The sequence below is a fragment of the Halomonas meridiana genome (assembly GCF_009846525.1).
GTDB lineage: Bacteria > Pseudomonadota > Gammaproteobacteria > Pseudomonadales > Halomonadaceae > Vreelandella.
In genome coordinates this window covers 3,030,973-3,056,574 of sequence record NZ_CP024621.1, presented here as the reverse complement: position 1 = coordinate 3,056,574, position 25,602 = coordinate 3,030,973, and the positions used below count along the sequence as shown (strand labels likewise).

Below are 25,602 nucleotides of genomic sequence, written 5' to 3'. Positions count from 1 at the left end.
GCCATGAAAGGCTTCCCCGATGCGCGCGCCGAGCGCTGGCTCGGCGCGCTCGCGCTGATTGTCATTGCGTTGATTAGCCTGGGCAATGTGGTGACCCGCTACCTAACAGGCGGCTCGTTTTCGTTTACCGAAGAGTTTTCCGTTTTCCTATTGGTCGTGTTGACCTTCGCCGGTGCGTCGGTTGCTTTGCGTCGCGACCGGCATATCCGCATTGGCTTTTTAGAGCGCGCCTTGCCGCCACGGTGGCGAGGCGCGCTGATTCTTTTTCAAGCCCTGTGTGGCCTGATCGTATTGGGTTTAATTACTTGGTACGGCGGCAAGCTGGCATGGCAGGAGTATCAGTGGGAGTCACTGTCGCCGGGCTTGGGGCTGCCGCAGTGGTGGTACTTGGTATGGCTGCCCGTATTATCTGCGGCCATGCTGTGGCGCTTGGTGCAGCAAACCCGTGACCGATTGGCGGGGGAGATAAACAGTGACGCCTGATATTTGGATGATTCTAGCCTTTGCCGGACTGCTGATAGCCGGCGTGCCGGTAGCGTTCTCCTTGGCGCTTTCGGGGGCGGTGGGCATCGTGCTGGGTCTATCGCCAGACATGCTCGCCACCCTGGGTACCAATACCTATAACAGCATCGCCAAGTACCCCTTGATTGCCATTCCGCTGTTTATTCTCACCGGGTTGATTTTCGAGCGGGCAGGCGTAGCGCTGCGTTTGGTGCGCTTTGCTCAGGCATTGATTGGGCCACGGCACGGCGGGCTGGCGCTGGTTGCGGTGTTAGTATGTATGATCATGGGCGGCATGAGCGGCTCGGGCCCCGCCGATGCCGCCGCCGTGGCCATGGTGATGCTACCCAGCATGACCAAGGCAGGCTACCCCAAGCCGTTCTCTGCCACGCTGATCGCGGCTTCGGCCTCGACGGCGATTTTGATTCCTCCCTCGGTTGCACTGATTCTCTACTCGATCGTGGTACCGGGTGTCGATCTTCGCGCGCTGTTTGCGGCGGGGTTGTTTCCAGGTGTGTTGGCAGGTTTGGCGCTGCTGGTGCCGGCCATGTTGGTCGCCAAACGCTATGGCTGGGAGGGAGCACCGGTAGAGGGAGCTGAAAGGCTGACGGTACGAGGCACCTTCCGTGAAGCGCTGCCTGCGTTGTTTGCGCCGGTGCTGATTTTAGGAGGGCTGCGTTCAGGCCTCTTTACCCCCACGGAAGCCGCCGTGGTCGCCGTTGCCTACGGAGCGGTAGTGGGCTTGTTCTTGACGCGAGAACTCACGCTACGCGATGTATGGGAGCTGCTAGGGGAGGCCGCAATCATCTCGGGCGTGGTCATGCTGATCATTGCGCTGGCAGGTATCTTTGCCTGGGCAGGCACCATGCTGGGCACCTTCCGTCATTTGGCGGAGTGGATCATTGGCTTGACCGACAATGGAGTGCTACTGCTGGTCCTCGTCATGTTAGCGGTGCTGGTGGCAGGCATGCTGCTAGACGCGATTTCCATTTACCTGATCATGATGCCGATTCTGATTCCGGTGATGCAGCATTTCGAGTGGAACCCGGTGTGGTTCGGTATTTTGCTGGCCATGAACATTGCGATCGGTCAGTTTACCCCGCCGGTGGCGGTGAATCTGATGGTCACGACGGAAGTCGCCAAGATTCGTTTGGAACATACCCTTGGGTGGGCGCTACTCTTCGTGGTGGCGATGGGTGGTGCACTGGCGCTCGTGGCGATCTTTCCAGGCATTGCGCTATGGCTTCCCACGGTGCTGGGTTATAACGTGTGAGCCTCGGATAAACGATGGGTGATAGCCCATGCCGAACAGGCATATGCCTGTCAGGATGTTTAACGCTTACTAAACGTTACAGGCCGCTAAACTAACGAAGAGTGCCAAGCGTGCCTATGGTAAGTGTGATGCGGCCTAAGCGGGCTGCCCGTTTCGTTTTGCCAGCTATGTCGATGGTGGCATTGCCCGCCGATGGAAATCGTGAAACATCGGGTGTGAATGCTGCACTGCACGACACGCTAAATTGCATCGCGCTTCGCCAATTAGCTTTTTTTTCGCTAAAGTAGGAACAGTCGGCACTAAATGCCGAGGTTGATAACAGACTGTCTTGACAACGTTTTGGAACCGAAACACCTGAAGGGAACCGTTCTGCAGGTGGCTTCAAAGCGCATAACGCTCACAACATCAAGATAAAGAGGTGTGTTCATGAAACGCCATGTATTTTCTACCGCGGCCTTCTCAGGCGCGTTCATTGCTGCGGCAACCTTTGCCTCTCCGGCCGTTGCCCAGGAGCGCTACATCACGATCGGTACCGGCGGCCAAACCGGTGTTTACTATGTCGTTGGCCAGTCGGTATGCCGCATGGTCAACCGTGGCAGCGATGAGCACAACATCCGCTGTAACGCCCCGTCCACCGGTGGCTCCGTGGCGAACGTCAATGGCATGAAGAGCGGCGAGCTGGACATGGGCGTTGTACAGTCCGACGTTCAGTACCGTGCTTACCACGGTGAAGCCAACTTCGAAGAAGAGGGCGCTTGGGAAGACATGCGTGCCGTCTTCACCATGCACGGCGAGCCGCTGACCGTGGTGGCCCGCGCGGATTCCGGTATCGAGAACATCAGCGATTTCCCTGGCAAGCGCGTCAACATCGGTAACCCTGGTTCTGGCCAGCGTAACACCATGGATGTCGTCATGGATGCGTTCGGTTGGGACGAAGATACCTTCGCCCTGGCGTCGCAGCTAGATGCTGCCGAGCAGGCGGCTGCCCTGTCTGACAACAACATCGATGCCATGGTGTACGTGGTAGGCCACCCGAATGGCTCTATCCAAGAAGCGACCACCACCATCGACGCGCGTCTGGTCTCCGTCACCGGTGAAGAGATCGACGGCCTGATCGAAGAGTACCCCTATTACACTCGTTCCGTGATTCCGGGTGGCCTCTACCGTGGTAACGACGAAGACGTCGAAACTTTCGGTGTGGCGGCAACCTTCGTTTCTTCCACCGCTGTTGATGAAGACATCGTTTATGAAACGGTGAAAGCCGTCTTCGAAAACTTCGATCGCTTCAAGCGTCTGCACCCGGCGTTCGAGAACCTGAACGAAGAAGACATGATCTCTGACGGCTTGACCGCGCCGCTGCACGATGGCGCAGCGCGTTACTACCGTGAGCGTGGCTGGATCGAATAAGTCGTAAAAAGAGTGACGCTATTGACGGAAGGTGAGTAGCGTCGCTTTGAGTTGCAAAGCGCGGGCACCTTGGGTGTCCGCGCTTCTTGTTGAGAGCGCTGATTGTCAGCGCTGACCATTAGGCAGGGCAAGCGTATGCGTGATGACAAACACCCTTCGGCAGCCGCTGAGAACGACCTGGAGGATATGGTCGCTTCCAGCGATACAGGGGCACGGAAACCCCTAGGCGTACCTGGAAAGCTGCTCGTGAGTATTGCAGCCATCTGGTCGCTGTTTCAGCTATGGATTGCATCGCCACTTCCCTATATCGTTGGCTTTGGCGTGTTTAGCGCCACGGAAGCGCGCTCGATTCATTTGGCGTTTGCGCTCTTTTTAGCCTTCATGGCGTACCCCGCCTTCAAGCGTTCGCCCCGTGATCGTGTGCCGCTGGCCGACTGGGTCCTGGCAGCGGTAGCGGCGTTTTGCGGCGCCTACCTATTCATTTTCTATGCCGATTTGGCCCAGCGGCCTGGGTTGCCGATTACCCAGGATATCGTCGTGGGCGTCGTTGGCATATTGATGTTGTTAGAAGCCACCCGTCGTGCACTGGGGCCGCCTCTGATGGTCGTGGCAGCGGTGTTTATTGCGTACTCCTTGTTTGGCCCTTACATGCCGGGCATTTTGGCTCACCGTGGTGTGAGTCTGGGCGGTTTGATCAACCACCAGTGGCTGGGCACCCAAGGCGTGTTCGGTATTGCGCTGGGGGTTTCGACGAGCTTCGTGTTCCTGTTTGTGTTGTTCGGGGCATTGTTGGATAAAGCGGGTGCCGGTAACTATTTCATCAAAGTGGCCTTCTCGCTGCTTGGCCACTTCAAAGGCGGCCCGGCCAAAGCGGCGGTGGTGGCGTCTGGTATGACCGGCTTGATCTCGGGGTCGTCGATTGCCAATACCGTGACGACCGGTACCTTTACGATTCCGATGATGAAGCGAGTCGGCTTTAGCGCTGAGAAAGCGGGCGCGGTGGAAGTCTCCTCCTCGGTGAACGGCCAGATCATGCCACCCGTCATGGGGGCAGCGGCGTTCTTGATGGTAGAGTACGTCGGTATTCCCTACGTCGACGTGATCAAACACGCCTTCTTGCCAGCGCTGATCTCCTATATCGCGCTGATCTACATCGTTCACTTGGAAGCGCTCAAGGCCAATATGAAAGGCCTGCCGTCCAGCAACCCGGCGCGTCCTCTACTAAATAAAGTGATTGGTTTCATGACCGGCTTATTGCTGCTCATGGGGCTCTCGATTGCCGTTTACTATGGCCTGGGTTGGCTAAAACCCGTGCTGGGTGAAGCGACTCCTTGGGTCGTCTCCGTCGGTCTAGCGATCGTCTATGTGGCGCTGCTAAAAGTGGGAGCCAACTACCCCGAGCTGGAGATGGACGATCCCAACTCCGAAGTCGTGACACTGCCGCAAACCCGCCCGACGGTCATGGTCGGCCTGCACTACATTCTGCCGGTTGTGGTACTGGTGTGGTGCTTGATGGTCGAGCGTCTGTCGCCTGGACTGTCCGCGTTCTGGGCCACCATGTTCATGATCTTCATCATGGTCACTCAGCGTCCGATCATTGCGATCTTCCGCGGTCGCAGCCAGATGGCCGCCGATATCAAAGAAGGCTTTAAAGACCTGTGGGATGGCCTGGTCACCGGCGCGCGCAACATGATCGGTATCGGTATCGCGACGGCCACTGCCGGTATCGTGGTGGGTGCGGTATCGCAAACCGGCGTAGGCTTGGTACTGGCGGACGTCGTCGAGATTCTCTCCGGCGGCAACCTGATGATGATTCTGCTGCTGACGGCCCTGCTAAGTCTGATCCTGGGCATGGGCTTGCCGACGACGGCGAACTACATCGTGGTGTCGGCGCTGATGGCCCCGGTGATCGTGCTGCTGGGTCAGCAAAACGGCCTGATCGTCCCGCTGATTGCCGTTCACCTGTTCGTGTTCTACTTCGGCATCATGGCGGATGTCACACCGCCCGTAGGCCTGGCCTCCTTTGCGGCGGCGGCCGTGTCAGGAGGCGATCCACTGCGCACCGGCTTCCAGGCGTTCTATTACAGCCTGCGTACCGCTGCCTTGCCGTTCCTTTTCATCTTCAACACGGATTTGCTGTTGATCGATGTCACGGTGGTGCAGGGCATTTTGGTGTTCATCGTCGCGACTATCGCCATGTTGATCTTCGCCGCGGGCACCCAAGGTTACATGCTCACCCGTAACCGTTGGTACGAGTCGCTGCTGCTGCTGCTGGTTGCCTTTACGCTGTTCCGTCCCGGCTTCTGGATGGACAAGATCCACGACCCCTACGAGTCGGTGCCGCCTGCTCAGTTCGCTGAGGCACTAGGCCGAGTCGATGATGGAAGCAACCTGCGCGTGCAAATTGCCGGTGAGGACGATTTCGGTGCGCCCATGACCACCTATGTCCTCGTTCCCGTACCGCGCGGTGACACGGGGGAAGAGCGCATGGCGAACCTGGGCATCGAGCTTTACGAAGACGGTGACCAAACGCTGGTCGATTTCGTCGAGTTTGGTAGCCAAGCAGCCGAATTGGGCTTCGATTTCGACCAAGAGATCCTCGAAGTGTTGGCCCCGGTGGATCGCTGGACCAAAGAGTGGATGTGGCTGCCTGCACTGGGCATCTTTGGCTTGGTCGTAGTGATGCAGCGCCGCCGTCGGCGTCAAGAGCAGTCCAACGAAGTGGCCGCTGCCTAAGGAGGTTGCCATGTACCATAAAGTGCTACTGCCCGTGGACTTGAACGAAGAAGCGTCATGGAAGAAAGCGCTGCCTACGGCGGTGACCCTGTGCCAAACCTTTGGGGCATCGCTACACGTGGTGACGGTACTGCCGGAATTCAAAATGCCCATGGTGGGCGCTTATTTTCCGAAAAACTTCTCTGAAAAAGCGCATGTGGCCATGAAAGAGGCGCAGCACAAGTTCATTCAAGAGCAGGTGCCGGAAGGGATCAAGACCCAAAGTGTGATCGTCGATGGCTCGCCTTGGGAGGCCATTATCAAAGTCGGCAAGAAAATCGATGCCGACCTGATCGTGATGGCGTCGCACACCAAACGTAAGTTCGTCGATTACGTGCTTGGCCCCAATGCGGAGCATGTCGTTCATCATGCCAAGATATCGGTGATGATCGTGCGCTGAACGCCGTCTACCCCACGAAGCTCCGGGCCATTGGCCTGGAGCTTTTTTTTGTCGTGAATATCACGACACGCTAACGCATCGAATTAATTGTCGTTAAGTGCGCCAGAGGAGGATTTTTTGTACTGAGTGGCGGGAAAGCCCTTCACGTGACACTGGCTCAGCTACATTAAAAGAACATTAAGCCATTAACGTTGGATTAATGGTGTCAACACACATGGTAGCTATTTACCTTGGTGCTTGGGTCAGTGACAGCCATTTGGGGTAAATCATAGGAGTTACGCCATGAATGCAGTAACAACAAAAACTCACGGCCAATCAGCCGATGCGCCCAACGTTAAAATCATCATCAACAAGGTCGGCATGGACAGGCCCAAAGCCTGGCTCGCTGCAGGCGTCGAAGATTTTCGCCGTGCCTCGGCCATCAGCTTGTCCTACGGCATGTTCTGGGTGGGGTTGAGTATCGCCATTACGCTGGGGGCCTACACCTTGGGCTACTGGCACTGGTTGCTGCCCATGATTGCTGGCTTCATGTTCATCGGGCCGCTCGTGGCGGTGGGCTCCTACGGTATCAGCTTAGCGCTTGAGCGCGGGCGAGTTCCTAACTTGGGCGACGCGTTCGGTAGTTGGCGGCCGCATGCGGGTCAGCTCGCCATGATGGGCGTGATGATGATGATCTTCTTTTTGGCATGGATACGTCTCGCCACACTGCTCTTTGCGCTCTTTTTCGGATTCGAAGTGCCCAGCCCAGCTACGCTCTACACGGCGCTGGTTACAACGCCCGAAGGGCTTAGCATGCTTGCCGTCGGCACCGTTGCCGGTGGCGTTCTGGCCTTTGGTGCTTTTGCCATCAGCGTCGTCGCCATTCCTACGCTCATGGATCAAGACCTCACGTTTATGGAGGGCATCGAAGCCAGCGTGCGCTGTGTGGCCCGCAATTTCCGCCCCATGCTGCTATGGGCCGCCATCCTGACGGGCTGCGTACTGGTGGGCGTCATGACGTTCTATATCGGTTTGGCGCTCATACTGCCCGTTCTCGGCCACGCGAGCTGGCACGCCTACGAAGAACTGGTACGGTTCGAGCCGGTGGAAAAACTCAAAACCTAACGAAGGCAACCTTCGCGTTACGCTCCGCTTACCAAAAAAGTCGACATTCAACTGACCAATGAATCGAGATGGCGTACCCTAACGCCATCTCTTTTTTATTGCCTTGCGCTTGCGACAGCCGTCGCGTCGCTCAGGCACTACGATACGAGGAGTCGGTAGTGAAAGCGTTGTTATTGGGGTGGACTATGCTGGCGTTCAGCATTCCCCATACGGGGCTAGCGGACGCGGCAGAGACGGGAACACTGGCAACGCCTAGTGGGCCGGTGATTCTCAAGATAGAGGGAGAGGTGACAGCGGCCAACTTCGACGACGAGGCCCATTTCGATCGTGCCATGTTGAGCGCTTTGCCTCAGCATGAGTTCACCACCGGTACGCCGTGGACCGAAGGCACGAGCCACTACCGTGGACCGCTGATGCGCACGCTGCTCGAACACGTCGGGGCAGAGGGCGATACCATTAACGTGGCGGCGTTGAATGGCTATGAAGCGGAGATTCCCACCGAGGATTTTTACGACTACGACGTGATTTTGGCCCTTGAGCGAGACGGACAGACCATTCCCATCCGCGAATATGGCCCGTTATGGGTGCTTTACCCCTTCGATCATGACGAAGCGCTGTTGAGTGAGCGTATGCGCTTCAGAGCCGTGTGGCAGGTCATGCACATCCATGTCCACTAGTGAGTCTGCCGCACGGGCGCCCCGCCTGCTGCGCTACCCGCGTCGCCTCAAGCTGGTTGCCATCATTACCGTGCTGCTGTTTGCGGCGGCGTTGGTGGTGGCTGGCTTATCGGCTTGGCGCCAGGACAACTTGACGCAAAGCCTGCGTGAAGATACCGCCTGGGTGGTTTACAAGCTCGATCGTGACGCCGTGCAACTGCTCAACCATTTGCTGGCAGAGACCCGAGGCCCTTTATCACCGGCCGCCCAGGACGAGCTCAATCTCCGCTTCGAGCTGCTCTACAGCCGTATCACCCTGCTACGCGAAGGGGAAGTCAGCTCGCTGTTGCAAAGTATTAGTGCCGCCAGTGAACTGCTGGACCACATTCAGCAGCAGCTCGACACCCTCGACCCCATGTTCGAACCCCACGAGTCCATGGCTCGGCTGCCCGTCACGGCGTTGGAGACCGAGCTACAGGCGCTGACTCGACTGACCGAGCGCTTGGTGATTACGATCAACGGCTATTTAGCGGAGTCTGCCACCGAAGAGCGTGCGCTTCTGAGTACGCTGTATAAATTACTGATTTCTTTGCTGATTGGAATGAGCTTCGCCGTGCTGACGGTCATTGTCTTTCTGGTGCGTGAGATGCGCGAGAGCGCAGCAGCGCGACGGGAGCAAGAGCAGCTCAGTAAACAGCTTCAGGTGACGGCAAAGCAGGCGCAAGCCGCCAACCATGCGAAATCGGACTTTCTGGCCATGGTCAGCCATGAAATTCGCACGCCGCTCAACGGCGTGATTGGGATGAGCGAGCTGCTGCGCGAGCCCGCCAGTCCCGCCCAGGTCGAAGACTACGCCCGTACCATTCACGAGAGTGCCAACCAGCTACTCGCGATGATCAACGAGATTCTCGATTTCTCCAAAATCGAGGCCGGCCATTTGACCCTGGAAACGTCGCCGACCGCGCTTAAGCCGCTGGTAGAAGGGGTCATGGCGCTCTTTGAACCCAGAGCGCAGGCAAAAGGGCTTCAGCTGTCGCTGCACGTGGACCCACTGGTGCCAGCCTGGGTGATGATCGACGCGGGGCGTTTGCGGCAGATCCTGCTCAACCTCATTGCCAATGCGATCAAGTTCACCGACTACGGCAGCGTCTCGATTCGGGTGTCGTCGACCGTCGAGTATCTCTCGTTCGACATCACCGATACCGGTTGCGGGCTCAATAGCGAACAGCAAGAAACGCTTTTCGAACCCTTCCAGCAGGCGGATGAAAGCGTTGCACGTCGCTATGGCGGCACCGGTTTGGGCTTGGCCATCTGTAAGCGGTTGAGTGAAGCCATGCAGGGGCGGCTGGGCGTTAACAGTACGCCGGGCCAGGGCAGTACTTTCTGGTGTGAGCTGCCGCTCGTCGAAGCGACCCCTGTCACGACACCGCTGCCCGCCGAGCCTACGCGGGACTTTGGCGGCACGTCGCTGCTCTTGGTAGAGGATAACGCGGTCAATCGCAAAGTAGCGGTGGGGCTACTATCACGGTTGGGCTGCGAGGTGGTGTGCGCAGAAAATGGCCGCGACGCTCTGGCGATGGTGCAGCGTCAGCAGGTGCATCTCATCTTCATGGACATTCAACTGCCGGATATCGACGGCATCACCGTCACGCAGCAATTGCGGGCGATGGGGGGCTGGTGCAGCGAGGTACCCATCGTGGCGATGACCGCCGGTGGCGCTGAGGATGATCGTCGACGCTGTCTCGCTGCGGGCATGAATGACTACATCACCAAGCCGCTCTCGCTGCTAGCCCTGGGTAACGTGTTGGCGCTGCAGCTCTCGCCCACGCAGACGCCCGTCGCCCCCGCGCGCTTGGCGTCCACGCAGGAAGGGAATGACGCGGCTCTGCTCAATGAGGCGACACTGGCAACGCTCATTGGCTCGCTAGGCCCTGACAGCGTCAACCAACTGGTGGTGCTCTACCACCAGCAGGTGAACGACTACATCCCCCAGCTTGCGGGCTATTTTGCGCCCGGCAGCCAGCCCGATCGCAAACACTGGCATCAGGTCCAGCGGCTGGCGCATCAGTTACGGGGGGAATCCGTGAGCATAGGTGCCGAGCTGCTTGCCGTTCAGGCCAAACGGTTAGAAACCATGGCTGCCCATGATGAGGCATCGTTGGCGTCGCTGGACGCCTGTTTCAACGCGCTCCGCCACTGTGCGGCACGTACTCACGCTGCGCTGGAGACATGGCGTCGTGATCACCAGCTTCACTAACCGTGGCCTGATCGCGGCTGCGAGCCGTGAGGCCGACCCGCAGGTGGCTGCCCATGCGCTGGCGGCCGAGTTGTGTCATGAGCACGCCGGTTTCGTGCTGTTTTTTTGCAGCGCTGAGTACCCGCTGGATCGGCTGGCTGATGCGCTCTGTCAGGCATTTGGTGAGCTGCCCGTCAGCGGCTGCACCACGGCGGGCGAGCTAACGCCCGATGGCTATGACCGTGGTTCGATCGTTGCCATCTCCTTCGATCGACGCTTTTTTGCCGTCGAAACCGCGCTGATCGATGACCTGGATCATTTCGATTTACCCGTCGCGCAGCCGCTGGTCGATGCGCTCTTGGAGCGCTGCCGTCGACAAGCCGTGGCTCTGGTCAACGAACACAGCTTTGCCCTGACACTGCTGGATGGTCTTTCAAGCCGCGAGGAGCAGGTACTGGCAACGCTGGATGCGGCACTCGGGCGTATTCCAAGCTTTGGAGGTTCCGCAGGCGACGATAACCATCTCACCCACACCCATGTGTATGCCAACGGGCGCTTTCATACCCGAGCGGCGGTGGTCGTCATGATGAATACTCGGCTGCCGTTTGACGTCTTCTCTACCCACCATCTTGAGCCGCTCGAGCATAAGCTGGTGGTCACCGGGGCGGACCAGGAGCGTCGCCGCGTCCTTGAACTCAACGGTGTACCCGCCGCCGAATTGTATGCTGCTCTGGTGGGCTGTCCGGTCGAGGCGTTGGCACCGGCGGTCTTCGCCCGACACCCGCTGGCGGTGCACTTGGGCGGCCAGCACTACGTTCGCTCGATTCAGCGGGTCAATGACGACGGCAGTCTAAGCTTCTACTGCGCGGTCGAGAACGGCATCGTGCTCACCGCTATGCAGCCCACGCCGCTGCTGGACGATTTAGCCCGTATGCTGCAGCGCCTAGAAGCCCGTCTAGGCGAACCTGCCGCCATCATTGGCTGCGACTGCTTTTTAAGGCGCATGGCGCTGGAGTCGCTGGATCAACTCGACCAAGCCTCCGCGCTGCTGCGTCGGGCGAGGGTGGTCGGTTTCAATACCTACGGCGAGCAGCACCATGGCATGCATGTGAACCAAACCTTTACGGGGGTGGCGTTTGGCACTCTTCCAGCTCTCTGATTCGTCGCCACGGGACGACGATGTGGCAGCCCTGCGCGAAGAGAATCGGCGCTTGCGCAGCGTGTGTACGGCGCTCATGGAGCGGGTGGAGGCTGGCGGTGCTCCCAACGGCGCGCCCTACGCCGCGTTCGAACGCTCCGTTCTGCTCGCCGAGCAGGTGCGCGAGCGCACCGACGCGCTGCACCGCACGCTGGATGAGTTGAGTCAGGTCAACGCTCGGCTGTTGGCCGCTCATGCCGACGCCCAAGCGGCCAATGAGTCGAAAACCAAATTCCTGGCCGCAGTCAGTCATGATCTGCTTCAGCCGCTCAACGCCGCTCGACTGTTCGCCAGCGCCCTGGAAGCCCATGCACTGCCGACAGCGTCCCAAGCACTGGTCGGCCATATTGGCCGGTCGCTGAAGGATGTCGAAGGGCTGCTGGGAACGCTGGTGGACATCTCCCGTCTTGACGCCGGAGTGCTCCACGCCGATAAAGCGCCCTTTGCCGTCAACACGCTGCTGGATGCGTTGGCTGAGGAGTACCGCCAAGTGGCCGGGGTTCGCGGGCTCAGCCTGCACTACGTCCCCTCCCTGGTGTGGGTGGAATCCGACTTGGCGCTGCTGGCTCGGGTTGTGCGTAATTTTCTCAGCAATGCGGTGCGCTACACCGAACATGGCCACTTGCTGTTAGGTTGCCGCCGCCGCCCCGACGGATTGGAGATCATGGTTGGGGATACCGGCCCGGGTATCCCCGAACCGCAGCGTCAGGCGATTTTTTTGGAGTTTCGCCGCGCCAGCCAGCCGCAGGCGAACCAGAGTCGCGGGTTGGGGTTGGGGTTGGCCATCGTGGATCGCATTAGCACGATGCTGGGCCACCCCGTTCGGTTGGCCTCTCGACTGGGCCACGGCTCTCTGTTCTCCATTTTGGTGCCCTATGCCGACATCGGCGAGGACAGCGCCGTCCCGTCGCGAACGTCCATCGAGTGGGATGACGATCCCTTGCAAGGGTGCGTCGTGTGGGTGGTGGACGATGATCCGGCCATTACCGAAGGCATGCAGGCGCTCCTGGGCAGCTGGGGATGCCGGGTACGCGCGGCCGCGACGGTGAGCGCGTTGGAAGCGGCTAGCGACGGTGAACGTCCCGCCGTTCTATTGGTGGATTACCATCTCGGCGACCATCGAGAGAACGGCATCGACCTCGCTGCTCGACTGCGTCGACGCTACCCTGGGTTAGCCGCCGTGGTGATCACTGCCAACCATGAGGCCGCCGTGAAGCGTGCCACCCGCGAAGCAGGGATCCACTGTCTGCTAAAACCGCTCAAACCGCTGCGCCTCAAAATGCTGCTGGGCACGCTGTTGGAGAGCCGTTAACGCACCGGACGTTTCGTAAGATAACCGCTTAGATCTTCCTCGCCAGCCATGACAATGGCGTGCACTCGGCTGCTCGCGCCGAGCTTACGCAAAATCGCCGATACATGGGTTTTGACCGTGGTTTCAGCGATGGCAAGTTCTCGGGCAATCTGCTTGTTCGACATGCCCTGGCTCATGCAGCTCAACACATCCAACTGTTTGTCGGTCAGCCGAGGTAAGCGACTCTGGCGGTCGTCCGAGTGTGTCGCGCCGGGCGCCGAAGGAGGCCTGGGAGGAGGGCGGCGCATGATCTCGGCGGGCAAATAGAGCTGCCCTTGGAGGATTTGCTGCAGAGCGGCAAGCAGCTGCTCCCGTGGCGTCGATTTTGGGATATAGCCCACTGCCCCTAGCGTAATGGCATCGAGCACGAGCTGGCGCTCCTGATGGGCAGAAACGATGGCGACCGGCAGCCAGGGAAACGTCTCGCGAAGCGCTTTCAGCCCCTCTAGCCCGTCGGCATCCGGCAGGCTCAAATCGAGCAACAGCAGGTCCAGCCCCTCTTGCGCTTCGATACGTGCGATGGCCGCGGCAAGGCTGTCGGCTTCGACCAGCTCCGTATCGGTGAAGCCGCTGCGAATTACCGTGTGCAGCGCATCGCGGAACAGCGGATGGTCATCTGCCACTAACAGCGAGTACATGGCGTCTCCTACCAAGGAATGAGGGTGCGTCCTGCCATCGGGCTATATCGTGAATGGCGTGAGTGGCCAACACTGGGTAGGCACCTTTTAATAATCATAATACTCAGGAGCAGTACCATGATCTACGCCAACCCAGGTGAAGCGGGCTCTGTTGTGTCGTTCGAAAAGCGCTATGGCAACTACATCGGCGGTGAATTCGTCCCCCCGGTGAACGGTCAGTACTTCGACAATATTAGCCCAGTGAACGGCAAAGTGTTCTGTGAAATTCCCCGCTCTAGCGCTGAAGATATCGAAAAAGCGTTAGACGCTGCCCATAAAGCCGCTCCGGCGTGGGGCAAGACCTCGGTACAAGAGCGCAGTAACATTCTGCTCAAAATCGCCGATCGCATCGAGCAAAACCTCGAAATGCTGGCCGTGGCCGAAACGTGGGATAACGGCAAAGCGGTGCGTGAAACCCTCAATGCGGACATCCCGCTAGCCGTCGACCACTTCCGCTACTTCGCGGGCTGCCTGCGCTCCCAGGAGGGCACCGCCGCCGATATCGATGCCAACACCGTGGCGTATCACTTCCACGAGCCGCTGGGCGTGGTGGGGCAAATCATCCCTTGGAACTTCCCGATTTTGATGGCAGCGTGGAAGCTAGGTCCGGCGCTGGCGGCAGGTAACTGCGTCGTTCTCAAGCCCGCCGAGCAGACCCCTGCTTCCATTTTGAAAGTAGCCGAGTTGATTGGCGACCTGCTGCCGCCGGGCGTACTCAATATCGTCAACGGTTTTGGCGCGGAAGCCGGTCAGGCGCTGGCGACCAGCAAGCGCATCGCCAAGATCGCATTTACCGGTTCGACGCCGGTGGGCTCGCATATTCTGAAGTGTGCGGCAGAGAACATCATTCCCTCTACCGTCGAGCTGGGCGGTAAGTCCCCTAATATCTACTTTGCCGACATCATGAACGCCGAGCCGACGTTCATCGACAAAGCAGTAGAAGGGCTGGTGCTGGCCTTCTTCAACCAAGGGGAAGTGTGCACCTGCCCGTCGCGGGCGCTGATTCAAGAGAGCATGTACGACGAGTTCATGGCGAAAGTCATCGAGCGCACCAAAACCATCAAACGGGGTAACCCGCTGGATACCGACGTTCAGGTGGGCGCTCAGGCATCCCAAGAGCAGTTCGACAAGATCATGTCGTACATGGATATCGCCAGGGACGAGGGCGCCGAGTTCCTCACCGGCGGTAACAAAGAGACGCTGGATGACAGCATCAACAGCGGTTACTACATTCAGCCAACGTTGTTGAAAGGCACCAACCAGATGCGTGTCTTCCAGGAGGAGATTTTTGGTCCGGTGGTCGCGGTGACGACCTTCAAGGACGAAGAGGAAGCGCTGGCGATTGCCAACGATACCGAGTTTGGCTTGGGAGCGGGTGTGTGGAGCCGCGATATTAACGTGGCCTTCCGCATGGGCCGTGGCATTCAAGCGGGCCGCGTCTGGACCAACTGCTACCACCAGTACCCCGCCCACGCTGCTTTCGGCGGCTACAAGAAGTCGGGCGTGGGTCGTGAAACCCACAAGATGGCACTCGAGCACTACCAGCAAACCAAGAATCTGCTGGTGAGCTACGATATCAACCCGCTGGGCTTCTTCTAAAGCGCGCGAGTACGGCAAGCACAAAAAACCCCGGTCAATAGACCGGGGTTTCTTATTGGGCGAGTGCCGTTACAGCTGAGCATCCTCTGGCGGTTCGCCAATGGTGCCCGGCATGGCCTGTACGTGGCCACCTGCCAGGGTGAGGAAGTGCAAGTGGCGCTCGTACTCGGCCACCAAATCCCCAATCACCTGACCCCGAGTGTAGCCATTGAGGTCTTTCTCCTGACCGCCTTCGGCAAGGTACACATCCAGACGCACGTAGAAGTCATCGTCTGCCGGGATGAAGCTCGGTGTCCGCATGCGGTGCGGGCAAACCTGGTAAACAAAGCTCGTCGCGTCACCAAAGTCGACCTGAAGGGTCAGCGTGGGCAGCGACTCCCCCTCGACCTGCTCTTCGGTGACGTTAGCGGCCTGACCACGGCTCTCCAGCTCCTGGGCAAACTGTGTCATCGCGGGGCGAATCGAGTGCTGAATGGTCGCCGCGGCACCGGCACGGTTGGAGGTGTCCAGCGCGCGATCCAAACGCTCCCGCCAGTCGCCGCCCGGGGCACCGCCCGCAATCATGCGGCGTGCGTCGGCTTTGCTGCCTTCCAGCTTCAGCGCTTTATAGGTGCCCACCATGATGGCAAAGATCACCACCGAGAAGGGCAGCGCCGTAATCACGACTGCGCTTTGTAGCGCGTTTAAGCCGCCTGCCATGAGCAGAGCCACGGTAATCAAGCCAATCACGGCCGACCAGAAGATGCGCAGCTTCACCGGCGCATCGTGGTTCACGTCGCTTAAGATCGAGGTGAAGTTGGCCAATACCAGCGCACCCGAATCCGCCGAAGTAATGAAGAAGACGATACCCAACACGGTCACGACGGCGGCGGTAATGCCCACATAGGGGTAGTACTCAAGCAGCGTATACAGCGTGGTTTGCGGTGAGTTCAGCGCCTGTTCGCCCAGCTCGACAACGCCCTGGTTGGCGACCAGCTCGATACCGCTGTTACCGAAAATGGACATCCACACCATCATGAACGACAGCGGAATGAACAGCGCACCGGCCACGAACTGACGAATGGTACGACCGCGAGAGATACGCGCCAGGAACAGGCCTACGAAAGGCGTCCAGGCGATCCACCAGCCCCAGAAGAAGATGGTCCACCACATTTTCCACTCTTGGGCGCCTTCATCGGCAAAGGCGTAGGTGTCGAAGCTGGCAGCCACGAAGCCAGAGAGATAGTCGCCCGCGTTGTTGACCACCTTATCCAGCAGCACCAGGGTGTCGCCGGAAAAGAGCACGAACAGCATCAGCGCCAGGGCCAACAGCATGTTGAACTCGGAGAGGCGACGAATGCCTTTCTCGACGCCGGTGACTACCGAGATCGTGGCGAGTACGACCACCAGCACGATCAAAATGACCTGCACCGTCAGCGTTTCCGGCACGTCGAACATGTAGTTTAGGCCGTAGTTGAGCTGAATCACGCCAATGCCCAAGCTGGTGGCAATACCGAACACGGTCGAAATGACGGCAGTGATATCGACGGCGTTGCCAATCGGGCCGTGAATGCGCTTGCCCAGCAGCGGATAGAGCGCGCTGCGAATCGCCAGCGGCAAACGGTGACGGTAGCTGAAGTAGGCCAGGGCCATGCCCATCAGCACGTACAGACCCCAACCGGAGAGCCCCCAGTGCAGGTAGGTTTGTACCACGGCGTTGCGCATGGCCTCTTGGCTTTCAGGAGTTAGATCCGGCGGTGCCAAATAGTGGGCAACCGGCTCGGCAACGCTGAAAAACAAAAGGTCAATGCCAATGCCTGCGGCAAACAGCATGGCCGACCAGGAGAGTAGCGAGAACTCAGGCCGTGAGTGGTCGGGGCCAAGGCGGATGCTGCCGTAACGGGACATGCCGATGATCACCACGAACACCAGATACGCCACAATCGCCAGCATGTAGTACCAGCCAAACGTTTTGCTCACCCAGGCAAGGCCTGCATCGAAGAAAGCGCCTGCTTGCTCGGTGAACAGCATCGTCATGATCAAGAACACGAGAATACCGGCGACGCTGCCGTGGAAAACCACGGGGTTCAAGCGGTCTCGTGAGGGGAGGACGGGGTTGTCTTTCGCCATGGAGGCGGACTCCTGTTGTTAAGACAAAGATGAGAAACACGTTATTTTTGAATGAACGTTCAAATAAAATACGCGCTTTAGGCGTTCACTTCAAGTCGAGCGCCAAGCAGGCCAGCCAGGGTGGAAGCGCATGAGACAGGGCGCGCAAGGGGCTGCGGGAGGAGTATAGAAACAAACGCGCCCAGCTAAGCTGGGCGCGGAGAGCGTGTTTGACGCTAAATAAACGCTTACTCGGCAGCAGCCTCTTCGGTGTCCATGTCGTGGGTGGAATCGTCATGGTGACCGCGTTTGCCGTGGCCACTATGACCACGCTCCTGGCGGTACTCAGCGTGCATGTCGTGCATGGCATCACGCAGCGCCTGCTGCTCTTCGTCGGAGAGGATCTCGGCGACACGGGCTTGATGCTCTTCACGCAGTGCCAGGACGGCCTCACGATGCTCGGCGTGGGCCTCATTGAGGGCTGCTTGCTGCTCCTCGCTCAGTTCAGCGCGCTGGTAAACTTCCTGGCGGCGCTCTTCCATGCGCTCTTTCATGGCCTCACGATCCATGCCTTGGCCATCGTGGTGATCCGCTTGTGCGGTGAAGGCTAACGGTGTCAGGGCGACGGCCAGCAGAGCGGGCGCGAACAGTTGGCGAAGTGACATCTTCATGGCATACCTCATCGGTGAATACATGGTAATTTGACGATGTCAGTATTCATGGGCTTGGTGTAAAACGTTTGCACAAAGTGTGCAACAACCGTGACCTTCTCAGACGAGACGAAACGACAAGATAGAGCACGGGGCGGTTGAGCGGTGAGGGGAAACGCCACTACCGTTGGTCAGAAGGAGAGACGCATGCCAGATATTCGTGGTCTACGCCGAATCGTGAGTGTCAGCGCGCTAGCCGTGTGGTTAAGCGGCTGCGGTGCCACGCATCAAGTCAGCCAAGGGGAGCCTGCCATCGAGCAGGGCACGCTGCGCGCCCCCCAGCCGTTTAGCCGCCTGGCTCCTCAGCCCTACACGCCTGAGACGTGGCCCGAAACCTTACGTGCCCAGGTGCTGCTCCCCGAGACGTCAGGCGACGCACGTCGTCCTGCGGCGCTCGTGGTACACGGTGGGGGGTGGCGTAATCGAGGGCCGGAGGATATGGAAGGCATCGCGGCGCAGTTGGCGGCCCAGGGATACGTCACGGTGAATATCGAACACCGCTTTGCCCCTGACTATCGTTTCCCCGCGCAGCTACACGATCTCCAGCAGGCGATGGCCTGGATACACGACAACGCCACTGACTGGCAGATCGATACCGACCGCATCGTCGGTGTCGGCTTCTCCTCCGGCGCGCATTTGGTCAGCTTGCTTGCCCTGGCTGGCAGTGAAGGCCCGTTGGCAGCGCCTTATGGCGGGGAGCATGCGCGTTTGGCAGCAGTGCTGGCGGGCGGGTTACCCAGTGATCTGTTGAAATTCGACGATGGACGTCTCGTGATCGACTTTATCGGCGGCACACGTGCCGAGCGGCCGGAGGCCTACGCGCTGGCCTCTCCGACCCGGCAAATCACCGCTAAGGCACCGCCGTTTTTCCTGTTTCACGGCAGCTGGGACCAGCTCGTGCCGGTCGATCACGCCACTGACTTCTACGCAGCGTTGAAGGCCCAGGGGACGCCTAGCGAACTCTACCTGCAGCGCGGGCGTGGCCATGTCACGAGCTTCCTGCTGCGCGGAAGCGCCATCGAGGCGGGGATTGCGTTCTTGAACCGCCATGTCGCGCCTGAGTAAGTGGCTTACCCCTCGGGCTGATACTTATAGCCGACCCCATACACCGAGCGGATGATCTCCTGGTCGGGCAGGGCTTCGGTGATCTTTTTACGCAGCTTCTTGATGTGGCTGTCGACCGTGCGTTCGGACACGATGCGGTTGTCGCGGTACATATGATCCATCAGCTGCTCGCGGCTGAAGATCCGGCCAGGCGACTGCATCATCACGCGCAGCAGTTGAAACTCCACGGCGGTCAGCCCTAGGTCATGGCCATTGGCGAGCGCCTGCCAGCCCTCTTCGTCCAGCGTCACCGGGGCATGCTTGGCGGTGGTTGGGGCATCGCCCTGGGCGGCGGCATGGCTTCTGCGCAGCACGGCTTTGACACGTGCCACCACTTCGCGCGGGCTAAAGGGTTTGCAGATGTAATCATCGGCACCCAGTTCGAGCCCGAGGAGACGATCCACCTCTTCCACTTTGGCGGTGACCATGATGATCGGCAGGGTCGGCCACTGTTGGCGAATTTCTCGGCAGAGCGTCAGGCCATCTTTGCCCGGCAGCATCACGTCCAACAGCACCAGCGACGTCGAGTGTTGGGTCAGCCAGGGCATGACGTCACTGCCATGGCTGATAATGGTCGGAGCGAAGTTATTGCTTTGCAGGTAGTCCGCCATGAGGCGGGCAATTTTAGGCTCGTCCTCCACGATCAGTAGGGACGTCTCCTGAGAGAGACCGTCTTGGGCGGGAGCCTCGGGGTGTTCAGCACGCTGGGTCATCGCAAGCTCGCTTAGGGTCGGGTTAAGAGACGGTTAACAGCGGAAACCGCAGGGTCCAGGTCAAGCCGCCAAGGGGCGAAGCGCTGGGGGTGAGGGTACCACCATGGGCCGTTACCAGCGCGCTGGCAATGGAAAGCCCTAGGCCGCTTCCGCCGCTGGCGCGGTTGCGGGAACCCTCCACGCGGTAGAGCCGCTCGGTTAAACGTGACAGCTCCTCTTCAGGAACGCCGGGGGCACTATCTTGCCAGATAATCACCGCGTCGCCCCGTTCGCAGATAAGGGAAACACTCAGCTTTCCAGGCGGCTGGGTGTAGGCACAGCTATTATCCAGCAGGTTGCTCCACAGTTGGCGCAGCCGTTGGGCATCGCCGCGAATCATCACATCATCGGCCAGGGCCGTGGTGAGGGTCAGGCCGCTCTCTTCCAGCCAGCGGTCGGCGTCGTTAAGGCGGCTTTCCAGACTTTCGCTCAGGTTCATGGGGGCAAGCTGGATATCCAGCGCGCCCGCATCGCTTTGGGAGAGCAGGCGTAAATCGGCTACTAAGCGCTCTAGCTGAGCCACTTCCTGAGCCAGCGAACTTAAGTTTTCCTGGTTCAGCGGGCGGATGCCGTCCTGCATGGCTTCAATTTCACCCCGCAGCACGGCCAGCGGGGTGCGCAGCTCATGGGCGGTGTCCGAGACCCAGCGGGCACGGGCTTCACGGCTGGCTTCAAGCGTGGCGGCCAGCACGTTGAAATCTCGGGCTAGGCGGGAAAGCTCGTCTTTGCCACGCTCTGGCAGGCGGGTATGGTAGTCGCCTTCGGTTAAGCGCAGCGTAGCACCGGCCAAGGCGCGGGTGCGTCGACCCAGCCACCAGGAGAGTCCGCCTGCCAGCAGCAGCGAGGCCAGCCCTAGCGAGATCACGATAAGCACTAGGTTACGCTGCTGGCGCTCCAGAAAGCGGCTCTCCATGCGCTCCATCATCTCCTGCGGCGGGCGAAAACCCAGTGCACCAATCGCTTCCCGCTGGCCGCTTTGGGTCATTTCGCTGTATAGCGTCAGCCAGCGCCAGCCCATTGAGCCACGGGGTGCATCCGCAGGTGGTACGACATAATCCCCTTCGCTATCGCGCAGAGCAAAATCCTCAGCTTCGCCAAGGGGAGAGGGGCGGTCGCGATGCTCCTGGCCGAGCTCAAAGCGCACAATATAGGGCCAACGATCAGGCGACGTTTCTAACCACGCCCAGTCGCCCTGGGTTTCCCAGCGGGTAATCAGTCCATCGGCGAGCAGCGTGGCCCGCCGCTCCTGGGCTTGATTGAGATACTCAAGAAAGCCGCGGTCGATGCTGTAAGAGACCGCCAGAAACACGCTGGCGGCAATCGCAACATTGACACTGAGAATCGCTACAAACAGCTTTAGCCCCAGCCGCGAGGGCCGCCACTGACGCAGTCGGGTCCATCTACTCATTAGTTTATGCCCTGCTGGCTAGGCTGGCGTGGGGCGCTTAACCGTTCACGCAGGTTTTCCAGCCCTAAATAGAGGCAGGGCACCACCAGCAGCAGAATCATGGTAGCGAAGAGCATGCCAAAGCCTAGCGAAATCGCCATGGGGATCATAAAGCGTGCCTGGCGTGAGGTTTCCAGAATCATCGGCGCAAGCCCCAGGAACGTGGTCAGCGTGGTCATCATAATCGGCCGCAAGCGTCGGGTGGCGGCGGCCACAATCGCTTCGCGAGGCGCCATGCCTTCCCGTCGCTTACGGTTAGCGTAGTCGATCAACACCAGCGCATCGTTAATCACCACGCCGGAGAGCGCTAGCATACCTAATAGGCTGATGATCGACAGCCCAAAGCCCATCAGCATATGACCGCCCACGGCGCCGACGATACCAAACGGAATCGCGGCCATCACTAACAGCGGCTGCAGGTAGCTTCTGAACGGAATGGCGAGCAGCGCATAGAGGGCCGCTAACATCAGCCACATGGCATTACGCAGGGTGGCGAGGTTGTCGGCGGTATCCTGTTGACGGCCGCCCATGCTCACTTCAAGCCCTGGCCAGGTGTTGCTGAGCGTGGGGAAGACCTCTTCTTGAAGGGTGGCGAGCACTTGGTTAATCGCTTGGTCGCCCTCTGAATCGGCGGTGACGGTGATAATCCGCCGCCCATCGATACGCTGCAGGCTGCTAGAGGCTTGGCTCAGAGTGATATCCGCGACTCTAGAGAGCGGCACGCTCATCCCGTCGGGGGTTCTGACCGGCAGGCGGTACAGCTCGCTAAGGCTGTTGCGCGACTGCTCTGGCAGGCGCACTTCCACGCTCACCTCCTGGCGACCGATAAACTGCTCCACCGCCGTGGCCCCTTGCAGCGGGCCCCGCAGCGCCTGGGCGAGGTCGCTGCCGGTCAGCCCGAGTGAACGCCCTTCGGCGGAGAGACGCATCTCAAGCTGCGGCTTGCCATCGCCCAGGCCGCTGTCGATATCGGTTAAGCCATACTCCCCCAGCCGTTCTGCCAAACTGGCGGCGGCGGCTTCCAGTACTTGGGTATTGGGGTGGGAGAGGCGCAGGCTAAGGGCCGCGCCGCTGCCGGGGCCGCCCACGTCAGACTCGAAACGTACCGACTGCGCGCCTAACAGATCCCCGGTGAGATCCCGCCACTCCCGAGCGATGCGAGAAGGAGGCCAGGCATCGAGGCTTTCCGGCGCGATATCCAAACGTACTTCCAGGTTTTCGCCATCCAGGCTGCTGCGGGTGCTGCTGAAGGTGAGCGTCTCTTCCTGCTCGCTGAGCTGCGCAGCGGCATCGAGGAGCTGTTGGCTTAGCTCACGGCTCACGCTGATATGGCTGCCAATTGGCAGGGTGACGGTGGCTTGTACCTGATCAGACTCGACCCGAGGCATCAGCGAAAAACCTAACCGCCCGCTCATCGCCCAGGCCATGGTCACGCAGAGAATGGCGACGCCCATAGCGACGGTGAGCAGGCGCTGATTGAGCGCGCGCTGTAACAGAGGCTCAAACTGTTGATAGGTAAAATGATGCAAACCGCGCTGCATACTGAGTCGCACCGCTTCGATAGGCCGCTGCCACGCGGGCGTTTGGCGGGGCTTGCTGGCGTGGGCCAAGTGGGCGGGCAGAATAAACAGCGCTTCTACCAGCGAAATCACGAACACCGTGATCACCACCACCGGCACGGTGGCAAAAATCAGCCCCAAAAAGCCCGGCAGGAATAAGAGCGGTAGAAACGCGACGATATTGGAGAGGATGGCAAAGGTCAGCGGAGTGGCAATTTCTTGAGCGCCTTTGACCGCTGCATCTCGCAGCGAGTAACCCTGCTCTCGATAGCTGTAGATGTTCTCCCCCACCATGATGGCGTCATCCACCACGATGCCGAGGGCGATGATAAAGGCGAACATCGACATCATATTGAGCGACACGCCGACCCAGGGTAGAAACAGCATGGCCCCTAAAAACGCCGTGGGAATGCCTAGCGTGACCCAAAAGGCCAGCCGCGCCTCTAAAAATAGCGCCATCAAAATCAGTACCAGCGCTAGCCCCATCCAGGCGTTTTTCAGCAGCAGGCTGAGGCGGTCTTCGTAAACTTCCGAGCTATCCCGTGAAACGTCCAGGCTGACGCCATCGGGCAGGTTGGCCCGCAGCCGCTCCAACTCGCCGTAAACCGCATTGGAAATACCAGTGGGCGTTTGGTCGCCGATTTGATACACGTCCACCGATAGCCCCGGTTGGCCGTTATAAAATTCCTCCCGGTCGGTTTCGGCAAAGCCTTCGCTCACTCTGGCAATATCGCCGAGCATAACGGGCGCGCCCTGGGCGGTGGTCAAGATGGGCAGTTCGGCAAACTCCTCGGCGCTGTTGCGCCGCCCCTGGTAGCGAATCAGCCACTCACCCTCGTCGGTTGTGAGCTGGCCGCTGGCAAGGTCCAGCGCTTCCTCGGCGATGCGGCCCGCCAGCTGTTGATGATCCAACCCGTAGCGCTCAATGGCCTCGTCATCCAAATGAACCTGGATTTCCCGTTCGCGGTTGCCGGAAAGCTCGGCGCGGGAAATGCCGCTGGTGGCCTGCAGCTCGGCGCGTACGTTCTCGGCGGCGTCGTGAAGCGCGGCCAAGCCCACGTTGCCATATACCTGAAGGCTGACCACGCTGCGCGAGCGGCCTGCCAGGGTGAAGCGGGGCGGGTCGGCGGCGGCGGGCAGGGTGGTGATGGCGTTCACGGATTGCTGAATATCCTGATAAGCACGCATCACGTCCACGCCATCAATCAGCGTGGCGCTCACCACGCCACTGCCTTCGCTGGCGCTGGCGGTCAGTTCATCGATGCCTTCCACATCGGCAATCGCGGCCTCGACCGGCAGCAGCAGGCTCTGCTCTACATCCTCCGGCGTGGCACCCGGGTAGCTGATGGTGACCTGAACGATTTCGGTCTCGAATTCAGGGAAGACCTCTTTTTTAATCGCCAGCGATGCCATTAACCCGCCGATGATAAACAGTGCCATCATCAGGTTAGGGGCGACGCCGTGATCCACCATCCACGCCAACGGGCCTTTACGCATCATTGCGCCGCTCCCTCATCCTGAGCAGGGGTATCGCCACGCTGGCGAATCCGCACTTCCTGGCCCTCTCGGGGTTGGGCCAGCCCGGCAGTCACTACCCGCTGGCCGGGCTCCAGGCCACTGCGTATCAGCACTTCTTCCTGGCCGCGATAGGCGAGCGTGACCTGGGTGCTCTGCAGGCGATTATCCTCATCCACCCACCACACCTGCTCGCCGGGGCGAAGTGCGGCTGAGGGCAGCGCAATCAAGGGCTCTTCGGCGGTTGTATGAAACGCCACGCGCAGCACATCGCCCAAGCGCAGGGCGGGGCCGTCCTGGTTGAGCGCCAGCGGATCATCCACGGCGATCAACAGCTGGGCCTGAAGGCCGTTCTCTTCGAGGTTGGGCAGAATAGAGAGCAACGTGCCTTCCCGTGAGGCACCTTCTGGCCAGCCTTGGCTGGTCAGCGTGACGCTCCCCCCCGGCGACAGCCAATTCAGCGTTTCGCCCGGCAGCGAGGCGCGCACCCAGAACTGCTCGACGCCAACCAAACTCACCACGGCGGTGCCTTGGCTCAGCAGGCTGCCAGCGCCCACCAAACGCTCTTGCACCATGGCGCGCCACGGGGCGGTTAAGGTCGCACGTTCTAGGTTGAGCGCCGCTTGGTCACGCATCACGCGGGCTTGGGTCAGTTGAGCTTGGGCCTGACGGAGCTGCGGTTCACGCAGTACCAGCGCGCGGCGTTCGGCGCTGAGCTGGCGGCCAAAGGATTCGTACTCGCTGCGCGCGCGCTGCTGCTCGGCCTGCTCTAAGGCGAGCTGCGCCTGGGCATTCGCCAACTGGGCTTCGGCGTCTTCTAACGTTAAGCGCAGGTCGGCTTGGTCGATGTGGGCCACAGGCTCCCCTTGCTCCACGACTCGCCCAGGCAGCACGCCATCGCCAAAGCGCTCTAGCTGGCCCGCTACGCGGCTGGCAAGCTCGGTGGATTTTTCTGCCTCAACGCGGCCAAAGCCATTCAGCGTGGGGGATTGCACCTGCTGTTCCGTGGTGATGATATCGACCACCGGCGGCGTTGGCGGTGGCGGCGGGCGGCGCTCGACCCGGGGTGGCTGGCTAACGATCCACCAAGCGAGAGCTAAACCACCGACAAACACCAATAGCGCTGCCAGAGCACCGAAGCCGATGCGACCTTGCTGAGAAAAAGCGTAAGAGCGAGAGGGGGTCATGGACGGGCGTTATCCGTTGGCTGAGAGCGAAAATTCCAGAAAAGAGCGCGTATCATGCTAGCA

The 25,602-nt window shown here is 59.9% G+C and carries 19 protein-coding genes; 12 read left to right on the top strand and 7 right to left on the bottom strand.

Annotated elements, in window-relative coordinates:
- Window positions 1–3: 3 nt before the first annotated feature.
- From CTT34_RS14545 to CTT34_RS14500, 10 genes are all read left to right on the top strand, one after another.
- Entirely contained in the window at window positions 4–483 is a 480-nt protein-coding gene (locus CTT34_RS14545; RefSeq protein ID WP_159343074.1) for a TRAP transporter small permease, read from the top strand.
- Complete coding sequence (locus CTT34_RS14540) at window positions 473–1,774, top strand: TRAP transporter large permease (protein ID WP_159343073.1); 1,302 nt, start codon at window positions 473–475, stop codon at window positions 1,772–1,774. The genes CTT34_RS14545 and CTT34_RS14540 overlap by 11 nt, the downstream gene beginning before the upstream one ends.
- A gap of 426 nt (window positions 1,775–2,200) precedes the next feature.
- Window positions 2,201–3,181 carry a TAXI family TRAP transporter solute-binding subunit gene (locus CTT34_RS14535; protein ID WP_159343072.1) on the top strand — a complete coding sequence of 327 codons (981 nt, stop codon included), beginning with the start codon at window positions 2,201–2,203 and terminating at the stop codon, window positions 3,179–3,181.
- Window positions 3,182–3,316: 135 nt separating this feature from the next.
- The gene (locus CTT34_RS14530; RefSeq protein ID WP_159343071.1) at window positions 3,317–5,917 is read left to right on the top strand and encodes a TRAP transporter permease; all 2,601 of its coding nucleotides are present in this window, start codon (window positions 3,317–3,319) and stop codon (window positions 5,915–5,917) included.
- 10 nt (window positions 5,918–5,927) lie between these two features.
- Window positions 5,928–6,356: a universal stress protein gene (locus tag CTT34_RS14525; RefSeq protein WP_159343070.1), complete on the top strand. Its 429-nt coding sequence runs from the start codon at window positions 5,928–5,930 to the stop codon at window positions 6,354–6,356.
- Between the two features lie 282 nt (window positions 6,357–6,638).
- Entirely contained in the window at window positions 6,639–7,460 is an 822-nt protein-coding gene (locus CTT34_RS14520; RefSeq protein ID WP_159343069.1) for a DUF2189 domain-containing protein, read from the top strand.
- Between the two features lie 185 nt (window positions 7,461–7,645).
- Window positions 7,646–8,137 carry a putative pterin-binding protein gene (locus CTT34_RS14515; protein WP_159343814.1) on the top strand — a complete coding sequence of 164 codons (492 nt, stop codon included), beginning with the start codon at window positions 7,646–7,648 and terminating at the stop codon, window positions 8,135–8,137.
- Window positions 8,127–10,373 (top strand): ATP-binding protein, encoded by a 2,247-nt coding sequence (locus tag CTT34_RS14510; protein ID WP_159343068.1) that lies wholly within the window; start codon window positions 8,127–8,129, stop codon window positions 10,371–10,373. Before CTT34_RS14515 ends, CTT34_RS14510 begins: the two co-directional genes overlap by 11 nt.
- On the top strand, window positions 10,357–11,511 hold the full coding sequence (gene nosP, locus CTT34_RS14505; protein ID WP_390620283.1) for a nitric oxide-sensing protein NosP: 1,155 nt from the start codon (window positions 10,357–10,359) through the stop codon (window positions 11,509–11,511). The genes CTT34_RS14510 and nosP overlap by 17 nt, the downstream gene beginning before the upstream one ends.
- Window positions 11,489–12,862 carry a hybrid sensor histidine kinase/response regulator gene (locus CTT34_RS14500; protein ID WP_159343067.1) on the top strand — a complete coding sequence of 458 codons (1,374 nt, stop codon included), beginning with the start codon at window positions 11,489–11,491 and terminating at the stop codon, window positions 12,860–12,862. Before nosP ends, CTT34_RS14500 begins: the two co-directional genes overlap by 23 nt.
- Here the strand turns inward: CTT34_RS14500 and CTT34_RS14495 are convergent.
- Window positions 12,859–13,539 (bottom strand): response regulator, encoded by a 681-nt coding sequence (locus CTT34_RS14495; protein WP_159343066.1) that lies wholly within the window; start codon window positions 13,537–13,539, stop codon window positions 12,859–12,861. The two genes, CTT34_RS14500 and CTT34_RS14495, sit on opposite strands and share 4 nt — an antisense overlap.
- A gap of 117 nt (window positions 13,540–13,656) precedes the next feature.
- On the opposite strand from CTT34_RS14495, the gene exaC reads away from it, so the two are divergent.
- The gene (gene exaC, locus CTT34_RS14490; RefSeq protein ID WP_159343065.1) at window positions 13,657–15,177 is read left to right on the top strand and encodes an acetaldehyde dehydrogenase ExaC; all 1,521 of its coding nucleotides are present in this window, start codon (window positions 13,657–13,659) and stop codon (window positions 15,175–15,177) included.
- Window positions 15,178–15,246: 69 nt separating this feature from the next.
- Here exaC and betT read toward each other — a convergent pair whose 3' ends face one another.
- A complete protein-coding gene (gene betT, locus CTT34_RS14485; protein WP_159343064.1) occupies window positions 15,247–17,286 on the bottom strand; it encodes a choline BCCT transporter BetT in 2,040 nt (679 codons plus the stop codon).
- A 227-nt stretch (window positions 17,287–17,513) separates the two neighbouring features.
- On the bottom strand, window positions 17,514–17,936 hold the full coding sequence (locus CTT34_RS14480; RefSeq protein ID WP_254436394.1) for a hypothetical protein: 423 nt from the start codon (window positions 17,934–17,936) through the stop codon (window positions 17,514–17,516).
- 186 nt (window positions 17,937–18,122) lie between these two features.
- On the opposite strand from CTT34_RS14480, the gene CTT34_RS14475 reads away from it, so the two are divergent.
- A complete protein-coding gene (locus CTT34_RS14475; RefSeq protein ID WP_159343063.1) occupies window positions 18,123–19,040 on the top strand; it encodes an alpha/beta hydrolase in 918 nt (305 codons plus the stop codon).
- Window positions 19,041–19,045: 5 nt separating this feature from the next.
- Here CTT34_RS14475 and CTT34_RS14470 read toward each other — a convergent pair whose 3' ends face one another.
- From CTT34_RS14470 to CTT34_RS14455, 4 genes are read right to left on the bottom strand one after another with little or no spacing between them, the layout of a single operon-like run.
- Window positions 19,046–19,792 carry a response regulator gene (locus CTT34_RS14470; RefSeq protein WP_159343062.1) on the bottom strand — a complete coding sequence of 249 codons (747 nt, stop codon included), beginning with the start codon at window positions 19,790–19,792 and terminating at the stop codon, window positions 19,046–19,048.
- A 22-nt stretch (window positions 19,793–19,814) separates the two neighbouring features.
- Entirely contained in the window at window positions 19,815–21,239 is a 1,425-nt protein-coding gene (locus CTT34_RS14465) for an ATP-binding protein (protein ID WP_159343061.1), read from the bottom strand.
- Window positions 21,239–24,337: an efflux RND transporter permease subunit gene (locus tag CTT34_RS14460; RefSeq protein ID WP_159343060.1), complete on the bottom strand. Its 3,099-nt coding sequence runs from the start codon at window positions 24,335–24,337 to the stop codon at window positions 21,239–21,241. Before CTT34_RS14460 ends, CTT34_RS14465 begins: the two co-directional genes overlap by 1 nt.
- Window positions 24,334–25,539: an efflux RND transporter periplasmic adaptor subunit gene (locus CTT34_RS14455; RefSeq protein ID WP_159343059.1), complete on the bottom strand. Its 1,206-nt coding sequence runs from the start codon at window positions 25,537–25,539 to the stop codon at window positions 24,334–24,336. The genes CTT34_RS14460 and CTT34_RS14455 overlap by 4 nt, the downstream gene beginning before the upstream one ends.
- Window positions 25,540–25,602: the final 63 nt, after the last annotated feature.